Genomic DNA, 18371 nt, shown 5'->3' on the forward strand with positions numbered 1-18371 from the left:
CCTTGGGTTCATTACCGTGGTGTGTCCTGGTCGCCCCGGCGCAGCAGCAGGACCAGCCAGCCCAGCAGTGCCGCGCCCAGCACGGCGCAGACCGCGTACAGCAGGAGCGTGTAGTCGCGGGGGGCGGGGGGCGCGGGCGGGGCCAGGGTGTCGGGGGCGTCGGGGTTGGGCGTGGCCTCGGCCAGGGTCAGCTCCGTGCAGAGCATCTCGTCCCAGCGGTCGGGGCTGATGAGCCGTCTCGTGTCGTAGTCGGGCTGGGGCAGGCTGGACACGCCGGGCAGGCCGAAGTGCAGGGTGTAGGGCGCGGCGCCCTCGGTGGCGTAGAAGAAGAGGTTGCGCCCGGTGTGGGTCAGCTCCACGGCCTCCACGGCCAGGGGCGGGCTGTCCCCGTTGTGGATGACGAAGTGTACTTCGGCGTAGTGCCCGGAGGGCAGCGGGACGCTGGTCTGCTCGCCGCCACCGGGAACGCGCCAGATTTCCGCCCTGGCAATGGTGCTGGGCGCCCCGCCGCCGCGCTGGGCCCGGACCTCCACCTGGCGCCGGAAGGCCGGGTCCTGGACCAGCAGGCGCGCAGCCTCCAGGCGGCGCGGCCCGGCCAGGGTCAGCGTGGTGGCGCCCGCGTCCGTTTCGACGCTGAAGTCCGTGACGCGGGAGGATGCAGTGGCCCGCCAGGCCTCGTTGCCGGGCAGCACGGCGCGCAAGGCGTCGATGCGGAAGGGCTGCTTGCCCTCGCCCAGGATCAGGGCCCGCAGCTGCTCCGCCGCCAGCCCCAGGCTGCGCAGCTCGTCGGGAACGTGATCGGCGATGCTCAGGCGCAGGCGGTAGGCCGTGTGGTGCGAGGGCGGCAGGGCGATGCGCGTGCGCCGCAGGTCCACCCGGCTGGAGAAGTCGTACACCGGGCCTTCGGCCAGGGGTTCCCAGGCGCCTTCGGCCTGGCCTTCCACGGCGGCCCAGTAGGCGAAGTCGCGGTTGGCGCTGGCGATGTCCAGGGCGATGATGCCGTCCGGCCCGGGGCCGTGCCCCGGGGGCAGCGCGCCCACCACCGTGAAGGACCGCCCGTATTCCACGAAGGACTGGACGACCAGCGGCACGGCGCGCTCCGGGCGCCGGGGCACGGCGGCGGGCAGCAGGGCGAAGGGCGTCTCGCGGCCCTGGGCGTCGAAGAGGCGCAGCGCGCCCAGGTCCGGATGCAGCCCGCCGTCCAGGAAGGCCTCGGGAAAGGCCGCCCGGTAGAGCCCCCCGGGCAGGAAGCCCCCGGGCGGCGGGTTGACGGCGGCGGTGTACAGGAAGTCGCCGGGGACGGGGCGCAGCGGCTGGGCCGGGGCGGGCGCGGCCTGCGAGGCCTGGGCCGGGGCGGGTGTGGCGGGCAGGGCCAGGGCCAGGGCCAGCAGCGCCAGCCGGGCCAGATGGGCCAGTGGTGTGCTCATGCGGCCTCCCGGGCGCCGTCCTCGTTCTCCGGCGCGGGCAGGATGCGGTCCTTGTAGCGGTAGTAGAGGAACGAGGCCCCGATGAGCAGCAGGCCGAGGGCGATGAAGGACACGATCCGGTAGGGCGTGGAGAAGTTCCAGACATCCGAGCCGAAGACCTTGAGCAGGGTTATTCCGAACAGCAGCAGCGAGAGCGTGCGCATTCCGGCGTGGCGCAGCCGGAAGCCGCCGACCATGAGCGCCACGGCGAACAGCGCCCAGAGCACGGAGATGGCCGTGGCCCTGGCCCCTGGCAGCATATCCCAGAACAGGGCCGAGACCTCGATGTGCAGCACCGCGAACAGGTAGACGCCCAGCACCCCGGCGTACAGGGGCAGGGCCTGTGCGGGCCGGACCGGGGAGGCCGGGGCCTGCCGCGCATGGGCCGCGAGGGTGCGCACCACGAACCACAGCGCCAGGCCCACCAGGGCCTCCGTCACCGAACGTTCCGGCCAGGTTTCGAAGAATCCGTGGCGGAAGAACGTGAAATGCATGTTCAGGAAGAGCACGGGGTGGTCGTACCAGAAGAGCTTGACCAGGGCGGCCCCCAGGGGCAGCCCGGCCCAGACCGTCAGGCGCCTGTCTTCCAGGCGCAGCCCGGCCCACAGCAGCCCCGCGCCGATGACGGCCCAGGCCGAAGTGACCCAGCCGCCGGAGAGCAGCAGCGGCGGGGTCAGGGCCAGGAACAGCGCGGCGCTGACCAGGGCCAGGGGGAAGGAGGGCGTGTCACGCCTGCTGCGCCGGTGCAGGGCCGTGCCCAGCAGCAGGAACAGGGTGCAGTAGGCCAGGCTGGCTATGGCCGCGTATTCCCTGCCGAATTCCTGCCACAGGAGCATGGCCGTGAAGCCGAACCCGGCCAGGGCGTTGAGCGGGGACAGCAGGGAGACCTTGCGGTTCGGGTTGTCCAGCCCCCGCAGGTCGCTCAGGGCCGGGGCCATGGCCAGCAGCAGCATGTAGCCCTGGATGAAGGGCAGGGCCAGGGCCACGGGGCCCAGGCCCCAGTGGGCGGCGTACAGCCAGGTGCCGATGGAGGCTATGGTCAGGGGCTCGGTCCAGCGTTTGCGCGCGGCCAGGGCCGGCGCCGTGGCGGCCAGCAGCAGGATGTAGGTGTTCATGGTCAGGCGGTCCATGTCGTGCAGGCCCAGCATGACCGGGCTGAGGAAGCCGCCCCCCAGCCCCAGGGTGGCCAGGCCCATGGAATTGTAGACCAGGGCCAGGGCCACGGCCAGGGCTGTGGTCAGCACCGCGAGCCCGAACGCTGCGGCCTCGGGCAGCAGCGCGTAGATGCCCACGCTGGCGAAGCAGGCGAAGTAGAGCACGCCGATGCCGCCGCCCGCCAGCCACAGCCCGTAGCGCCGGTAGCCCCGGCGCCGGGCCAGCTCGCCGCCGCCCAGCAGGGCCATGCCCCACAGGAAGGCCCCGGCCACGCGCCCGGCGGGCCCGACCCAGCCCTGGTCAAAGGAATACTTGAGGAAGAAGCCCACGCCCAGGAGCATGACCAGGATGCCCATGGCCAGGAGCAGCTTCTGGCCCAGGCGGATTTCCAGGGCGCTGTCGGCGTGGGCCTTTTTTACGCCCCAGGGCGACGCGGTGATTTCCTCCTCCAGGGACCGGGCCGGGCCGCCGGGCCCGGGCGGAGCAGGGGCCGCAGCCGCGCGGGGCGCCTCGGGGCGGGCGGCCTTTTGCGCGGGGGGTGCCGTGGGCAGGGGAGCCTCCTGCGCGGGGGGCGTCTCGAAGAGGAAGGTCCCTTCCTGCGGCTGCGCCGGGGCGGGGGCGCCCGCCGGGGGCGCGGCCACCGGGGCCGCAGCCGCAGCCTGGGCCGCAGCCTGGGCCGTGCCGCCCTGGCCCAGGGCCGTGGCGAAGTCCGTCAGCTGGGCGTCCAGCGCGGCGAAGCGGTCGAGGATATCCCACTGCGCGGCCCTGAGGGCGCGCAGGGTGTCGTGCATGGCCGCCAGGCGTGCCCCGGGGTCAGCCCCCAGGCCCTTGCCGCAGTTCGGGCAGAGGTCGGCCCCCGGGTCCGGGAGCGGTGTTGCGCAGTGCGGGCAGTTCAAGGTTCCCCCCTCTTTGTGCATGCTCCGGCGCAAAGGTTGTGTGCGTTCTGTCCCCCGGAGCGGGGCGGACGCAGGCGGCGGTCTACCCGCCGCCCTCGGTGATGGTCGCGGCGAACAATTCGTCCATGGTCTCCAGCAGCGGGGCGAAGAGTCCGCCGAAGTCCATGTGCGCCCCGAACAGCGCCAGGCGCTGGCCCGTGAGCACCTCTTCGGGGATGGCGTTGATGGTGCCCGACATGGTCATGGCCAGCCTCTCGGCCAGCAGGTAGCCCGCCAGCCCGTGGCGGAACAGCTCCAATTGCTCCAGGAAATCCGCCTGGCCCTCGTGCCACAGCCGCGCGGCCCCGGGCCCGGGTTCCAGATTCTGCACCTGGCAGACCAGCGAATACAGCGCGTTGAGCGCGCCGCCCGGGATGCCCCGGCGCCAGCCGAACAGCCAGGCGTTGCGCCGGAAGAACAGCAGCTGGTCCAGCCCCTGGCGGAAGCTGGCCTCCAGCCCGGCCTTGGCCGCGGCCAGGGCCTCGCCGCCCGCCTCGTCGGGCCAGCGCCGGGTCAGGGCTTCCAGGTCCCAGGCCGGGGTGGGTCCGCCGTGGGCCGGGGCCAGCCCCGTGAGCGTGCGCACCAGATGCGCCAGCCAAGCGTTGGCCTGGGGCGAGGCCGGGGTTTCCAGGTGTGAATAGCTGAGCACGTAGCGCCCGGCCCCGAAGGAACCCTCCACCAGGCAGGGCTGCCCCTCCATGTAGCGCGGCCAGATGGCCAGCCCGTACTGGGTCTCCAGGTCTTCCAGCGGGCCCCGGGGGATGCTCGCCAGGGGCAGGTCCGCCGTCCAGAAGTCCGGCCCGGGCCCGGTGTAGGCCGCCAGCACGCGCACGTCGTCGCGCGGCTCGTACTCGAAGCGCGCGGGCCACCACACGGGCAGCAGCGGCGCCGGGCCCAGCCCCGGCGGCACCAGCGGATTGTCCTGGGCCGGGCGCACGTGCATGTGCCCGGAGTTGGTGTGCTGGATGCGGTCGGAAAACGCCCGGCGCTTCCAGGGGCACAGGCCCAGCCCGTCGCGCCCCGTCAGCCCCAGCCCCGCGCCGCCGCAAAAGCCCAGGTACACCCCGCCCCCGCGCACGTAGTCGCGCACGGCGGCCACGCCTTCGGGCCCCAGGGCCGTGAACTTGCGCCGCGCCGTGCCCCCCGGCACCACCAGCGCCGCCGGAGGGTTGCGGGAAAGCGCGCCCTGGGCTATCTCCCTTGCGCGCAGCAGGCGGTGCGGCAGGCCCAGCGCGCGCAGCGCGCGCCACACCAGCAGCCCCCAGATGTGCGACTCGTCCCAGTAGATGTGGATGCTTGACATTGCTCCCGTGCTCATTAGGCTGTTGGTCCGCCCGGCGCCGGGCCCGGCGCGCGTGCATCCATGCTTCCTAAGGAAATTTTCGCGCAAAGTGAAGGAGAGGAACGCCCCATGGCCGTGAAGACCCTGCCCAAAGGATACGAGCCCGCCGAGGTCGAGGCCAGGTGGCGCGAGCACTGGATCGAGAACAGGACCTTCACCCCCGACCCCGCCGCCTCCGGCGAGTCCTACTCCATCGTCATTCCCCCGCCCAACGTCACCGGGCAGCTGCACATCGGCCATGCCCTGAACCTGACCATCCAGGATATCCTGTGCCGCCACGCCCGCCAGCAGGGCAAGAGCGTGCTCTGGGTGCCGGGCATGGACCACGCAGGCATCGCCACCCAGAACGTCGTCGAGCGCCGCCTGGCCACCCAGGGCCTGACCCGCGAGGACCTGGGCCGCGAGGAGTTCGTGCGCCGCGTCTGGGAGTGGAAGGAGGAATACGGCGGCAAGATCCTCAATCAGATCCGCCGCATGGGCGCCTCCGTGGACTGGACCCGCGAGCGCTTCACCATGGACGAAGGCCTGTCGCGCGCCGTGCGCGAGGTCTTTGTCGATCTCTACGAGCAGGGCCTGATCTACAAGGGCAACTACATCATCAACTGGTGCAACCGCTGCCACACCGCCCTGGCCGACGACGAGGTCGAGCACGCCCCGCACAAGGGCCACCTCTACCACGTCCGCTACCCCCTGGCCGACGGCTCCGGCGACCTGGTCGTGGCCACCACCCGCCCCGAAACCATGCTCGCCGACACCGCCGTGGCCGTGCACCCCGAAGACGAGCGCTACAGCGACCACATCGGCAAGTACGCCGTGCTGCCCGTGGTCGGCCGCAAGCTCATCGTCATCGGCGACAAGTACGTGGAGCGCGAATTCGGCACCGGCTGCCTCAAGGTCACCCCCGCCCACGACATGAACGACTGGGAGCTGGGCCGCCGCCACGGCCTGGACGTGATCTCCGTGTTCGACGACACCGGCCACGTCTGCGGCGACGTGCCCGAGGGCTACGCGGGGCTGACCATCGTCCAGGCCCGCGAGAAGATCGTCGCCGACCTGCGCGCCAGCGGCCACCTCGTGGAGATCGTCGAGCACGAGCACAACGTGGGCGAGTGCTACCGCTGCAAGAACGTGGTCGAGCCCCACGTCTCCACCCAGTGGTTCGTGGCCGTCAAGCCCCTGGCCGAAAAGGCCCGCGCCGCCGTGGCCGACGGCTCCACGCGCATCTATCCCGGCTCCTGGGACAAGACCTATTTCCACTGGCTGGACAACATCCGCGACTGGTGCATCTCGCGCCAGCTCTGGTGGGGCCACCGCATCCCGGCCTGGACCTGCGAGGCCTGCGGCCAGCTCATCGTCGCCAAGACCGACCCCACGGCCTGCCCCAAGTGCGGTGCAGGCGCCCTGACCCGCGACGAGGACGTGCTCGACACCTGGTTCTCCTCGGCCCTGTGGCCCTTCTCCACCATGGGCTGGCCCGAGAAGACCCCCGAGCTGGCGCGCTATTACCCGACCTCCTGCCTGGTCACCGCCTTCGACATCCTCTTCTTCTGGGTCGCGCGGATGATGATGATGGGCATCCATTTCATGGACAAGGTGCCCTTCAACGACGTGTACATCCACGCTCTGGTGCGCGACGCCGAGGGCAAGAAGATGTCCAAGTCCACCGGCAACGTCATCGACCCCCTGGAAATGTGCGACCGCTACGGCACCGACAGCCTGCGCTTCACCCTGGCCGCCTTCGCCGCCATGGGCCGCGACATCCGCCTGAGCGAGGAGCGCATCGAGGGCTACCGCCACTTCATGAACAAGCTGTGGAACGCCGCGCGCTTCGCCCTGATGTACCTGCCCGACCAGGCCCCCGCCGCCGACCCCGCAGCAGCCCGGGCCCTGCCCCACCGCTGGATCATGGACCGCCTGGAGCGCGTGAAGACCGAGGTGGACACCGCCATCGGCGAATACCGCTTCAACGACGCGGCCCAGGCCGTGTACCGCTTCACCTGGAACGAATTCTGCGACTGGTACCTGGAGCTCATCAAGGGCGACCTGAACGGCGAGGACGCCGCCGCGCGCGACGCGGCCCACGCCGTGCTGCACACCGTGCTGCGCGAAATCCTGACCCTGGCCCACCCGATCATCCCCTTCATCACCCAGGAAATCTATCAGACCCTGCCGGGCATGGAAGGCCGCGACCTGGCCACCGAGCCTCTGCCGCCCGCGCGGCCCGCCTGCCGCGACGAGGCCGTGGGCCCGCAGATGGACCAGCTCCAGGGCGTCATCACCAGCGTGCGCACCATCCGCGCCGAGCTGAACATCAAGCCCTCCCTGGACCTGGACTGCATCGTGCGCCCCGCCGACGCGTCCGCCGCCGCCGTGCTGGCCGACAACGCCGCCCTGGTGCGCTCCCTGACGCGCCTGGGCACCCTGACCGTGGACCCCGGCGCCACCCCGCCCAAGGCCTCGGCCTCCGCCGTGGTCGCAGGCTCGGAACTCTTCGTGCCCCTGTCCGGCGCCGTGGACTTCGACGCCGAACTGGCGCGCCTGGACAAGGACATCGCCAAGATCGACAAGGTGCTCACCGGCGTGGAAAAAAAGCTGGCCACCCCCGGCTTCGTCAACAACGCCCCCGCCGACGTGGTGGACAAGGAACGCGCCAAGGCCCAGGCCATGCGCGACGACATGACCAAGCTCGCCGACCTGCGCACCCGCCTGCGCGAGGCGCTGGGGTAGCGGGCTGGCGGGATAAGGCGAGGCGGGGGAGGGGGGAACCCCTTTTCTTGAGGAGAAAAGGGGTTCCCCCCTCCCCCGCGCCCCCTCCCCCTTCCCCCAAAGACCTTTTTCTTTGGGGGGAAGGGCGGTCTCGGGGCGGGTTTTTCGGGCGGGGCTTCAGGGCCGGGTGGCCCGGCTGCGTAATTTTTCCGGGGAGCGCTGCTCCCCCAGGTTTCATCAACAATCCTGGCCGTCTTCCGAAAACCCCAAAGAAAGGTTTTTGGGAGGGGGGATGGGGTCCGGGACGGGGGGAGCCCCGTTTCCCACAAGGGCCCCCCCGTCCCGGCCGCCGGAGGCAACACGCATATGGCTGACGTCTACCTCATCGGAGCGGGCCCGGGCGACCCGGGGCTGCTCACTGTCCGGGGCCGCGAGCTGATCGAGACCTGCGACGTGCTGGTCTACGACTATCTGGCCAACGCCGAGTTCCTGGACTACGCCAAGCCCGGCGCCGAGATCGTCTATGTGGGCAAGAAGGGTGGCGACCACACCCTGCCCCAGGACAAGATCAACGAGCTGCTGGTGGCCAAGGCCCGCGAGGGCAAGACCATCGCCCGGCTCAAGGGTGGCGACCCCTACGTCTTCGGGCGCGGCGGCGAGGAGGCCGAGGAGCTGGTGGCCGCCGGGCTGACCTTCGAGGTCGTGCCCGGGGTCACGGCGGGCGTGGCCGCGGCGGCCTACGCGGGTATCCCCGTGACCCACCGCGACCACACCACCAGCGTCTGCTTCATCACCGGCCACGAGGACCCCACCAAGGAGGCCACCGGCCACAATTGGGAGGTCTACGCCAAGAGCACCTCGACCCTGGTCTTCTACATGGGCGTGGGCAACCTGCCCATGATTGTCGAGCGCCTCATCGCGGGCGGGCGCGACCCCAAGACCCCGGCGGCCCTGGTGCGCTGGGGCACGCGCTGCAACCAGCGCTCCATGGTCGCCACCCTGGACACCGTGGCCGACGAGGCCGCGCGCCAGGGCTTCAAGGCCCCGAGCATCATCATCGTCGGCGGCGTCTGCGCCCTGCACGACACCCTGGGCTGGTTCGAGCGCCGCCCGCTGCTGGGCAAGGGCGTGGTCGTCACCCGCGCCCGCGAGCAGGCCAGCGGCTTCGCCGATATCCTGCGCGATATGGGCGCCTGCGTGCACCAGTTCCCGACCATCCGCATCGACCCGCTGCCGGACTACGCCCCGGTGCGCGAGGCCGTGGCCGGGCTGGCCGGGTGGGACTGGCTGGTGTTCACCTCCGTCAACGGGGTGCGCTGGTTCTGGACGATTCTGGAAGAGCAGGGGCTGGACGCCCGGGCCCTGGGCGGGCGCAAGGTCGCGGCCATCGGCCCGGCCACGGCGGACGCCCTGCGCGAGCGCGGCATCGTGGCCGACTTCGTGCCCGAGAAGTACGTGGCCGAGGGCGTGGTCGAGGGCCTGCGGGCCCTGGGCGTGGGCGCGGGCACGCGCGTGCTCGTGCCGCGCGCCGAGGTCGCCCGCGAGGTGCTGCCCGAGGAGCTGGCCCGCGCCGGGGCCGAGGTCCGCGTGCTGCCCGTGTACCGCACGGGGCTCAACGAGGACGGCCCCCAGGCCCTGCTGGAGCGCCTGGAGGCCGGGGCCATCCACTGCGTGACCTTCACCAGCTCCTCCACGGTGGAGAACTTCTTCACCCTGGTCGCGCCCGACGATTTCCGCAGGTATCTGCCCCAGGTCAAGCTGGCCTCCATCGGCCCCGTGACCTCGCGGACCCTGGCCCGCTTCGGCTTCACGGCGGACGTGGAGCCCGCCGACTACACCATCCCGGCGCTGGCGGCGGCGCTGGCCAAGGCCCTGTAGCCAGGGCGGGAGCGCGACATGGCCCTCAAACTGGCGGTGCTCGTTTCCGGCGGAGGCTCCAACCTCCAGTCCATCATCGACAAGAGCGAGGCCGGGGTGCTGGACGCCCGGGTGGTGCTTGTGCTGTCCAACAAGCCCGGGGCGGGGGGGCTGGAGCGCGCCCGCAGGCATGGCCTCCCCCACGCCGTGGTGGACCACACGGAGTTCCCCGCGCGCGAGGCCTTCGACGCGGCCATGGTCGCGCGCATCCGCGAGAGCGGGGCGGACCTCGTGGTCCTGGCGGGCTTCATGCGCATGCTGACCCCCGCATTCCTGGACGCGTTTGCCGGGCGCATCGTGAACATCCACCCGGCGCTGCTGCCGAGCTTCCCGGGCTGCCACGGCCAGCGCGACGCGGCGGACTACGGCGTGAAGCTGGCGGGCTGCACCGTGCATTTCGTGGACGAGATCATGGACCACGGCCAGGTCATCATCCAGGCGGCGGTGCCCGTGGTGCCCGGCGAGGGCGGCGACACCCTGGGCGCGCGCATCCTGGAGCTGGAACACCGCATCTACCCCCAGGCCATCCAGTGGCTGGCCGAGGGCCGGGTACGCGTGCAGGGCCGCCATGTGCTGGTGGCCGACGCGGGCAGGCTCCTGGCGGAGCTGGGCCGTCCGGCCCTGGTCAACCCGCCCCTGGAGCGGGGCTTCTAGGCCCGCGTCCCGGGTTGCGTCCCTGGGGCGCAGTGCGGGGGGGCTCCGGCAGCGCGTCCGCGCGCGGCGGTGCGTCTCGCCCCCGTCCTTGGCCGCACCCCCTCCTGGCCGCGCGCCTGTGAGCGGCAGGCGGCTGCCCCTTGCGCCGCGCTTGCCTTCTCCCGAAGCGCGTGGTCATACTCCGGGAATACGGCGCGGGCGCCCCTGGGCTGCGCACGGTGGCGCGGCCTGTCCCGGCGCATCTGCCGGGCGCTGCCCGCCGCCCCCCAGCGGCCCAGGCCGCAAGGAGGCATCCATGTCCGAGCATCCCGGAACCCCCGACCCCTGCGGCCCGCACAGCCAGGGCCTGCGCTTTAGCCTGTCCCCGCAGGAAAAGGACGCCCTGCGCACCCTGGCCCGGCTGGCCATCGCCAACCGTCTGTTCCCCGAGCAGGCCGTGGCCCTGCCCGAGGCTCCGGGTGGAGCGCTTTCCCGGCCCTGTGGCGCGTTCGTGACCCTCAAGGCCGGGGAACGTCTGCGCGGCTGCATCGGCAACGTGGTGGGCGACGGGCCGCTGTGGGACACCGTGGTGGCCATGGCCCGGGCTGCGGCCTTCCAGGACCCGCGCTTCGCCCCTGTGGCCCCTGGGGAGTTCGAGGACCTGGACCTGGAAATCTCCGTGCTCTCGCCCCTGACGCCCTGCCCGGACCCGGCGCTGGTCGAGGTGGGCCGCCACGGGCTGCTCATCCGCCATGCGGGCCGCTCGGGCCTGCTGCTGCCCCAGGTGCCCGTGGAATGGGGCTGGGACCGCGAGACCTTCCTGGCCCAGACCTGCCGCAAGGCGGGCCTGCCCGCCAGCGCCTGGCGCGACCCGCAGGCCGCGTTGTTCTGGTTCGAGGCCGAGGTCTTCTAGCGACCCGGGCGCCCGGCGCGCCCGGCCTGCCTGTCCGTTTGCGGCGGCCTCCCGTCCGGCTCCGGCCTTGGCCTGCGCTGTCCTGCCCTGGCCCCTGGCCCCGCACCCGTCTTCCTCCCCCTTGAGCCCGGGCTCTCGACCCGCGCCTTTTTCCTTCGGTGGTCCGGCCCTCAGGGTCGGGAAGCGTGGGGATTTATAAACATGTTGAAAAATATTTTGCATTTTTTCTTTTTCCACATGGGCAGAAGGGGCAGGAGGGCGGGGAATGAAAACCCTGCAAGGCCTGGGAGCCTTTTTGCGGTTTCAACAGGCCGGGCGCGGCGCTGACGGCGCGAAAACATTGCCCAAAACAGGCAGGTCCGGGCGGGGGTGGCGGCTTGGGGGCGCCGGGGGTGGCGCGCCAGGGCGGCGGCGGCGGCGCGGCGCGGTTTTCAAGAGGTTGTGAATAAGCGGGAAGGGCCGTGGGCCGGGGTTTGACAAGCCAACTGGTCCTGAGCATAGGGTTGCCTGGATCGTTGGACGCAGCGCCTGCGGGTCCGCGCCCGCGAGTGCCCTCAGGCAACTTCAACCGCACGAGGAGGAAACCGCATGTTCACCAAGGCCCAGTTCATCGAAACCCTGAAGGACGAGCTCCCCGAGATCTTCACCACCAAGGCTGCCGCCGAGAAGGCCTTCGACACCTTCTGCGCCATCATCTCCACCAAGCTCAACGACGGCGAGCGCCTGCGCCTGCCCGGCGTCGGCTCCTTCACCGTCTCCGAGCGCGCCGCCCGCACGGGCCGCAACCCGCAGACCGGCGCCGCCATCAAGATTCCGGCCCGCAAGGTCGTGAAGTTCTCCGTGTCCAAGGGCCTCAAGGAAGAGCTCTAGGACGCCCAGGGGCCCTTCGAGGGTGGCCGCCGACTCCGGCGGCCCCTTCGCCCCCCGGCTACGCTTCGCCCTTTCCCGACCCGGGTTCCCGGCCCGGGTCCGCAGCGGGCTCCAGCAGCCCCGCCCGCTCCGCCACCCAGCGCATCTGGCGGCACACGCCCATCAACATGTTGAATTCCGCGCGCCGCAAGGGCGTGCGCTGCACGAAGCGGCGCACCGGCAGCATCCAGTAGTCGGTGTTCTGGTCCTTGAGCACGCCGATGGCCAAAAGCGCTTCGCGCAGGGCCGCAAAAAGCAGCTCCTGCTCGGCGTGGGAGGCCAGGTTGCGCGCGGCGGGCGCGCGCGGGGTGCCCCGGGGCGCGTCCTGGTCCGCCAGCAGGCATTCGTAGAGCAGCAGCAGCACGGCCTGGGCCAGGTTCAGCGAGCTGGCCTCGGCGGTGGGGATGGTCACCAGCTGGCCGCAAACCTCGGTCTGCTCGTTGGTCAGGCCCCGGTCCTCCGGCCCGAAAAGCAGGGCCACCCGCGCCCCGCCCCGGCACTGCTCCACCACCCGCGCCGCCGCCGCGCGCGGCGCCAGCAGCCCCTTGCGCCAGCCGCCCGTGCGCGCCGTGGTGCCGTACACGTGGGCAAAGCCCGCCAGGGCCTCGCCCAGGTCGCCCACCACCCGCGCCGCGCGCAGCACCGGCTCGCCCTTGGCCGTGGCCATGGGCAGGGCCAGCTCCAGGCTCCAGTCGCGCGGGGCCACCAGCACCAACTCGGCGCAGCCCATGTTCGCACAGGCCCGGGCCGCCGCGCCAACGTTCTGGGCGAACTTGGGCTGGAACAGGACCACCGCCAGGCCGTCAAGCACCGCGCGCGCTCCCCGGCCTAGACGTTGAAGCGGAATTCCACGATGTCGCCGTCCTTGACCACATAGGTCTTGCCCTCCAGGCGGTGCAGGCCCATTTCCTTGGCCCGCTTGAAGTCCCCGGCCTTCAGGAAGTCCTCCCAGCCCAGCACCTCGGCGCGGATGAAGCCCTTCTGGATGTCCGAATGGATGGCCCCGGCGGCTTCGGGCGCCGTGCTGCCGCCGCGAATGGCCCAGGCGCGCACTTCCTTGTCGCCCGCCGTGAGGAAGGTGATCAGCCCCAACAGGCGGTAGGTGCCCGCGATGACGCGGTCCAGCGCCGAGTCCGCGATGCCCAGGTCGTCCAGGAACATGCGCTTCTCCTCGGGGTCCGCGATCTCCGCCAGCTCGGCCTCCAGGCGCGCCGACACCGCCACATGCACCACCCCCGGCCCGTCCGCAGGCACCGCAAAGCCCGCCAACTCGGCCTCGGGCAGGTTCCAGGCGTAGACAATGGGCTTGGCCGTCAGGAATTTGTAGCCGCGCAGCTCCTGCGCCCCGGCCACCTCCGCGTCCTCGCGCAAGGGCCGCTCGGCCTCCAGCAGCTCCTGGGCCCGCAGCAGCAGGGCCTCCTCCTTGGCGTCCACCAGGTCCTTGTTCTTGCGCTTGTCCTGGCCCATGCGCTCCAGGCGCTTCTCGATCACCGCCATGTCCGACACCAGGAAATCGGCCTCGATGCCCCCCAACTGGTGCCGGGGGTCCACCAGCCCCGAAAAGGCGTCCAGCACTGCCAGCACGCAGTCGCAGGGCCGGATCTCCGAGAGCACGCGCTCGCCCAGGCCGTCGCCCTTGCCGCCGCCGCCCGGGATGTCCACATACTCGATCTCGCTCAGGGTCACCTTGCGCGGGTTGAACAGCTTGACCAGCGGCTCAAGCCGGGGCTCCGGCACCTTGACCATCGCCCGCGCATTGCCCACCGCCCCCGGCCCGGCCAGCGCCCCGAACAAACTCGTCTTCCCCGACCCCGCAAAACCAAATATCGCCGTCTTCATCGCGTGTGCTCCTTGCTCGTTTCGTTGGCGCCCCCATACCCTGTTTCCCGCCGCCTGCCAACCAGCCAGGGGGCGGGCGGAAGCCTGGGGACGGTGCGCGTATCCTCCGGGTTGATGAGCCTCCGGCGGCTCAAGGGGCACGCCCCTTGAGAATCCCGCATTGGGTGGGCGTGGCGGCGCTCCGCCACGCCCACCCCGAATGGGATTCTTAAGGGCCCACGGCCCTTAAGCCGCCGGAGGCCAATCAATCCCCGGGAGCACGCACCGTCCCCAGGCTTCCACTCCCCACCGGGCTGGCGGGGTCGGGGGGTGGTGTGGTAGGGGGCTGGTTGGAGGCGCGTATGAGTGGCAGCACGTTCGGGACGGTGTTCCGGTTGACGACGTTTGGGGAGTCGCATGGCGCGGGGTTGGGCGGTGTGGTGGACGGCTGCCCGGCTGGGGTGGCGTTGACGGCGGAGCTGGTCCAGCGCGAGGTGGATTTGCGGCGTCCGGGGCAGGGGCTGGCGGCCACGGCGCGGCGCGAGGCGGACCGGGTGGAGTTGTTGTCGGGCCTGTTCGAGGGCCGGACCACGGGCACGCCCATCGGCTTTGTGATCCGCAACGAGGACCAGCGTTCGCGGGATTATTCGCAGGTCAGCCAGGTGTACCGGCCGGGCCATGCGGACGTGACCTACGACGCCAAGTATGGCCTGCGGGACTACCGGGGCGGCGGGCGCAGCTCGGGCCGCGAGACAGTGAGCCGCGTGGTGGGCGGCGCGGTGGCCGGGGCGTTGTTGTCCGGACTGGGCGTGGAGGTGGCGGCGTACACGGTGGAGCTGGGCGGCGTGCCCGCCGAGGTGCGCGACCCGTGGGGCGCGCGGGGCCGCGAGTTCGGCGCGCCGTGCGACGAGGTGGTGCCGCTGTGGGCCGAGCGGGTCCAGGCCGCGCGCGCGGCGGGCGACAGCCTGGGCGGCGTGGTGGAGGTCGTGGCGCGGGGGGTGCCTGCGGGCCTGGGCGAGCCGGTCTTCGACAAGCTGGACGCGCGCCTGGCCTATGCGCTGATGGGCGTGGGCGCGGTGAAGGCGGTGGAGGTCGGCGCGGGCTGCGCGGCGGCCCGGGCCCTGGGCAGCGCAAACAACGATCCGCTGGTGCCGGGCGGGTTTGCGTCCAACAATGCGGGCGGCATCCTGGGCGGCATATCCAGCGGGCAGGACATCGTGGTGCGTGCGCACGTCAAGCCCATCCCCTCCATCGGGCGCGAGCAGGACACGGTGACGACCGACGGCCAGCCGACCCGGCTGCGCGTGGGCGGGCGGCACGACGTGGCGGCCATCGCGCGCATCAACCCGGTGCTGCGGGCCATGGTCCTGTTGACCCTGGCCGACATGTGGCTGCTCCAGAAGCGCATGGGCTAGGAGGGTTCACGTTATTTCGTTATATTGACGAAAACTGCGTTTTCGCGCGCCCTGGTTCACAGGGCCACGGGGGCAAGCGAAGCGGGCAGGCACGGTGGTGTGCCTGCCCGCTTCGTTTGTGCCGGGAGGGGTGCGCGGGGCGGTGCCGGGCCCGGGCTCCGGGCGGGGGGCTCAGGCCGGGTGGCGCTGCTGCCCGCCCTTGCGGGGGTGGATGAGCACGCGCTTGAGGGGGCCGTCGCCCTTGGAGGAGGTCACGATGCTCTCGTCGTCCTGCAGGGCGAGGTGGACCAGCCTGCGGTGGTAGGACGACAGGGGCTTGGTGCTCTGGGTGCGGTTCTGGTTCTTGGCCTTGTCGGCCAGGTACAGGGCCATGCGCTGGAGGTTGTCGTCCTGGCGCTGGCGGTAGTCCCCGGCGTCGAGGTGCACGCGGGCCGAGGTCGGCAGCCTGCGGGCCACGATGCGGTTGACGATGTATTGCAGGGCGGCGATGGTCTGGCCCTCGCGGCCGATGATCAGCCCGGAGTTCTCCTCGTCGTGGATGAGCACCTTCACGCGCCCGGGTTCGGCACTGACTTCCAGCTCCGTGGGCCCGATGATGGGCGTGAGCACGCTTTGGACCACCTCGCGCACCACGGCGGCCAGGGTCGCGGGGTCGGGCTCGTCCTCGGGGGCCACGCGCGGGGCGCCTGCGCCCTGGTCCATGAGGTCGTCGTCGAAGGCGTCGTCGAGGTCGGGCTCGGGCTGCTGCCGGGGCGCGGGCCGCGCCTGGGGCCGCGCCGCAGGCTCGGGCCGCGCGACGCGTGCGGGAGCGGGCAGGGGCCGCCCGGGCGCCTGGCCCGGCCCGGCGGCGGGGGCCGCCGGGGGCTCGGGCGGGGCGGACTGGGCCTTGGCCTGGGGCGCCGGAGCCTGGACCGGAGCCTGGGGCTGCGCGGGCCGGGGCTCGGGCCGGGCGGCGGGCTCCTGGGGGGCCTTGGGGGGCGCCGCGTTTCCGGCCCCGTCCAGGGCGTGGTCCGTGAGCCTGGGGCGCAGCCGGGCCTTGACCACGGCCTTTTTGCTCATCAGCCCGAAGATGCCGTTGGAGCCTCCGGAGACGATCTCGATTTCCAGCTTTTCGCGCGGCACGCCGAAGGCGGCCAGGGCGTTCTCTATGGCTTCATCCAGGGTTTTCCCTGTGAAATCCTTGAACCTTGTCATCGGTACTCCTTTTGAAAGCCGGTCGCGGGGGAGTTGCCGCGTTGGTCCGGGTCCGGCGCCGGCCTAGGCCTTGCGCAGGAGCCACCACTGCTGGGCGATGGACAGGACGTTGTTCACCAGCCAGTAGACCACCAGCCCCGAAGGGAAGTTCAGGAACATGAAGGTGAAGATGACCGGCATGAAGAGCATGATCTTGGCCTGGGTCGGGTCGCCGGGGGCCGGGGTCATCTTCTGCTGCAGGAACATGGTGGCGCCCATGACCAGGGGCGTGATGTAGAACGGGTCCTTGGCGGAGAGGTCGGCCAGCCAGACGATGTCGGTGAAGGGCAGGTGGGCGATGAAGGCCGCGTGGCGCAGCTCCACGGCGCCGATGAGCGCCTGGTACAGCGCCAGGAACACGGGGATCTGCAGCAGCATGGGCAGGCAGCCGCCCGCCGGGTTGACCTTGTAGGTCTTGTACAGCCGCATCATCTCCTCGTTCATCTTCTGGCGGTCGTCCTTGTACTGCTCGCGGACCTTGGCCATCAGCGGCTGGATCTTCTTCATCTTGTTCATGGACTGGTAGCTCTTTTGCGAGAGCGGCCAGAACGCGAGCTTGATGATGATGGTCAGGATGATGATGGCCACGCCCCAGTTGCCCACCACGGAGTGGATGTAGAGCAGGCCCTTCATCAGCGGCACGGAAATGACGTCGAAGAAGCCGTAGGTGACCAGGGAGTCCAGGCCGTGGGGCGCCAGGCTCAGGTACTTGGACATGACCGGACCCAGGTAGTAGCTGGCCTTGACCTCGCGGCTGGTGCCCGGGGCCACGCTCAGGCCGTCCTTGTCCACGACCATGCGGAACAGCTCGTCGGTGAACTTGCTCTTGAGGGTCAGGTCGCCGTCTTCGGGGGCCAGGGCCACGGTGAAGTAGTTGCTCTGGATGGCGCCCCACTTCACGCCCTCGGCCCGGCGCAGCCCGGCGGCCAGGTCCTCGCGGTCGGACTCGTCGTCAACGCCCTTGGCGTCCAGAAAGGAGACGCGCGTGGGGTTGTAGGTGTCGTCCTTGGCGGTGAGCGGCGCCACGCCGATGTTGAAGCCCAGGCGCCCGGTCACGGGCGCGCCCGTGGCGTTGGCCAGGGTGACGGTCTCCTCGATGAGGTAGGTGTCGGGGGCGAAGCGCATGGTGCGCGTGATGGCCAGGCCGCCGAAGGAGCCCTGGAAGGTCAGCTCGGCCCCGGCCTCGCCCACGGTCAGCGCCTCGGTGGCCGGGGCGGCCCACTGGCTGGACTCGGGGCGCCAGGTGCCCTGGTCCTGCCAGAGCAGGCCCAGGGGGCCGACGCCCACGGCCCGGGGGGCGATGAGGTTCACGGGGCTGGCGCCTGCGTCGATGGAGTCCAGGTGCTTCTTCAGCTCGAAAGAGGTCAGGATGCCGCCTGCGGAGTTGAACACCGCGCGGTAGAGCGGGGTGTCCACCACCACGTCGCGCCCGGCGCTGGGGGCGAAGGCCGGGGCCTGGGCCGGAGCGGCCTGGGCCGCCTGGGCGGGGTCGCCGGGGATGGCGGCGTCCACCTGGGCTGCGGCGTCGGGCTGGGCCGTGGCCGCCGGGGCGGGCGCCTGGGGCGCGGGCTGCGGCGGGAAGAGATAGCCCCAGGCCACGATCACGAGGGTGGAGAGGACGACGGCCAGAAGCGTGCGTTTGGTGTTGTCGTTATCCATGGTGCGTTCCTGTCGCAATGGGCGTGCGGCTTTGGTCGGGCCCGGGGCCCGGTGATTTCGGGGGGACGGGGTCGAGCCCGCCCTGGCACAGGGGATGGCAGCGCAGGATGCGCCGCAGGGCGAGCAGCGAGCCCTTCAGGGCGCCGTGCACGGCGATGGCCTCGGCTGCGTAGGCCGAGCACGTGGGCAGGAACCGGCACGAGGGCGGGAACAGGGGGGAAACGGCGCGCTGGTAGACGCGGATGAGAGCGATGAGTAGGGTGCGCATGC

General features: G+C 71.4%; 14 protein-coding genes. 6 read left to right on the forward strand and 8 right to left on the reverse strand.

Going from position 1 to position 18371, the window contains the following annotated elements:
• Positions 1-11: 11 nt before the first annotated feature.
• From G495_RS0111715 to G495_RS0111725, 3 genes are all read right to left on the reverse strand, one after another.
• Complete coding sequence (locus tag G495_RS0111715) at positions 12-1427, reverse strand: hypothetical protein (protein WP_028587959.1); 1416 nt, start codon at positions 1425-1427, stop codon at positions 12-14.
• Positions 1424-3412, reverse strand: a complete 1989-nt coding sequence (locus tag G495_RS0111720) for a DUF2339 domain-containing protein (protein WP_028587960.1) — start codon at positions 3410-3412, stop codon at positions 1424-1426. Before G495_RS0111720 ends, G495_RS0111715 begins: the two co-directional genes overlap by 4 nt.
• Before the next feature lie 187 nt (positions 3413-3599).
• Positions 3600-4859: a BPL-N domain-containing protein gene (locus G495_RS0111725; RefSeq protein ID WP_051445329.1), complete on the reverse strand. Its 1260-nt coding sequence runs from the start codon at positions 4857-4859 to the stop codon at positions 3600-3602.
• A 108-nt stretch (positions 4860-4967) separates the two neighbouring features.
• Here G495_RS0111725 and G495_RS0111730 point away from each other — a divergent pair, with 108 nt between their 5' ends.
• From G495_RS0111730 to G495_RS0111750, 5 genes are all read left to right on the forward strand, one after another.
• Positions 4968-7625: a valine--tRNA ligase gene (locus tag G495_RS0111730; protein ID WP_028587962.1), complete on the forward strand. Its 2658-nt coding sequence runs from the start codon at positions 4968-4970 to the stop codon at positions 7623-7625.
• A gap of 345 nt (positions 7626-7970) precedes the next feature.
• Positions 7971-9482 carry a uroporphyrinogen-III C-methyltransferase gene (gene cobA, locus G495_RS0111735; RefSeq protein ID WP_028587963.1) on the forward strand — a complete coding sequence of 504 codons (1512 nt, stop codon included), beginning with the start codon at positions 7971-7973 and terminating at the stop codon, positions 9480-9482.
• Positions 9483-9500: 18 nt separating this feature from the next.
• On the forward strand, positions 9501-10175 hold the full coding sequence (gene purN, locus G495_RS0111740; protein WP_028587964.1) for a phosphoribosylglycinamide formyltransferase: 675 nt from the start codon (positions 9501-9503) through the stop codon (positions 10173-10175).
• A gap of 295 nt (positions 10176-10470) precedes the next feature.
• On the forward strand, positions 10471-11067 hold the full coding sequence (gene amrA, locus G495_RS0111745; RefSeq protein ID WP_051445330.1) for an AmmeMemoRadiSam system protein A: 597 nt from the start codon (positions 10471-10473) through the stop codon (positions 11065-11067).
• A gap of 588 nt (positions 11068-11655) precedes the next feature.
• The gene (locus G495_RS0111750) at positions 11656-11937 is read left to right on the forward strand and encodes an HU family DNA-binding protein (protein WP_035251954.1); all 282 of its coding nucleotides are present in this window, start codon (positions 11656-11658) and stop codon (positions 11935-11937) included.
• Positions 11938-11995: 58 nt separating this feature from the next.
• Here the strand turns inward: G495_RS0111750 and G495_RS18915 are convergent, their stop codons facing one another.
• Both G495_RS18915 and G495_RS0111765 read right to left on the reverse strand, forming a co-directional pair.
• Positions 11996-12787 carry an RNA methyltransferase gene (locus tag G495_RS18915; RefSeq protein ID WP_051445331.1) on the reverse strand — a complete coding sequence of 264 codons (792 nt, stop codon included), beginning with the start codon at positions 12785-12787 and terminating at the stop codon, positions 11996-11998.
• A 17-nt stretch (positions 12788-12804) separates the two neighbouring features.
• Entirely contained in the window at positions 12805-13815 is a 1011-nt protein-coding gene (locus tag G495_RS0111765; protein ID WP_028587967.1) for a DUF933 domain-containing protein, read from the reverse strand.
• A gap of 341 nt (positions 13816-14156) precedes the next feature.
• On the opposite strand from G495_RS0111765, the gene aroC reads away from it, so the two are divergent.
• Positions 14157-15209 carry a chorismate synthase gene (gene aroC / locus G495_RS0111770; protein WP_028587968.1) on the forward strand — a complete coding sequence of 351 codons (1053 nt, stop codon included), beginning with the start codon at positions 14157-14159 and terminating at the stop codon, positions 15207-15209.
• Between the two features lie 171 nt (positions 15210-15380).
• Here aroC and jag read toward each other — a convergent pair whose 3' ends face one another.
• The 3 genes from jag to yidD form a co-directional block, all read right to left on the reverse strand.
• Positions 15381-16403, reverse strand: coding sequence for an RNA-binding cell elongation regulator Jag/EloR (gene jag / locus G495_RS0111775; protein ID WP_028587969.1), 1023 nt, complete (start codon positions 16401-16403; stop codon positions 15381-15383).
• Positions 16404-16466: 63 nt separating this feature from the next.
• Positions 16467-18101 (reverse strand): membrane protein insertase YidC, encoded by a 1635-nt coding sequence (gene yidC / locus G495_RS0111780; RefSeq protein ID WP_028587970.1) that lies wholly within the window; start codon positions 18099-18101, stop codon positions 16467-16469.
• Positions 18094-18369, reverse strand: coding sequence for a membrane protein insertion efficiency factor YidD (yidD, locus tag G495_RS21155; protein ID WP_084458192.1), 276 nt, complete (start codon positions 18367-18369; stop codon positions 18094-18096). Before yidD ends, yidC begins: the two co-directional genes overlap by 8 nt.
• Between the last annotated feature and the right edge of the window lie 2 nt (positions 18370-18371).

It is taken from the genome of Desulfocurvus vexinensis DSM 17965 (assembly GCF_000519125.1).
GTDB lineage: Bacteria > Desulfobacterota > Desulfovibrionia > Desulfovibrionales > Desulfovibrionaceae > Desulfocurvus > Desulfocurvus vexinensis.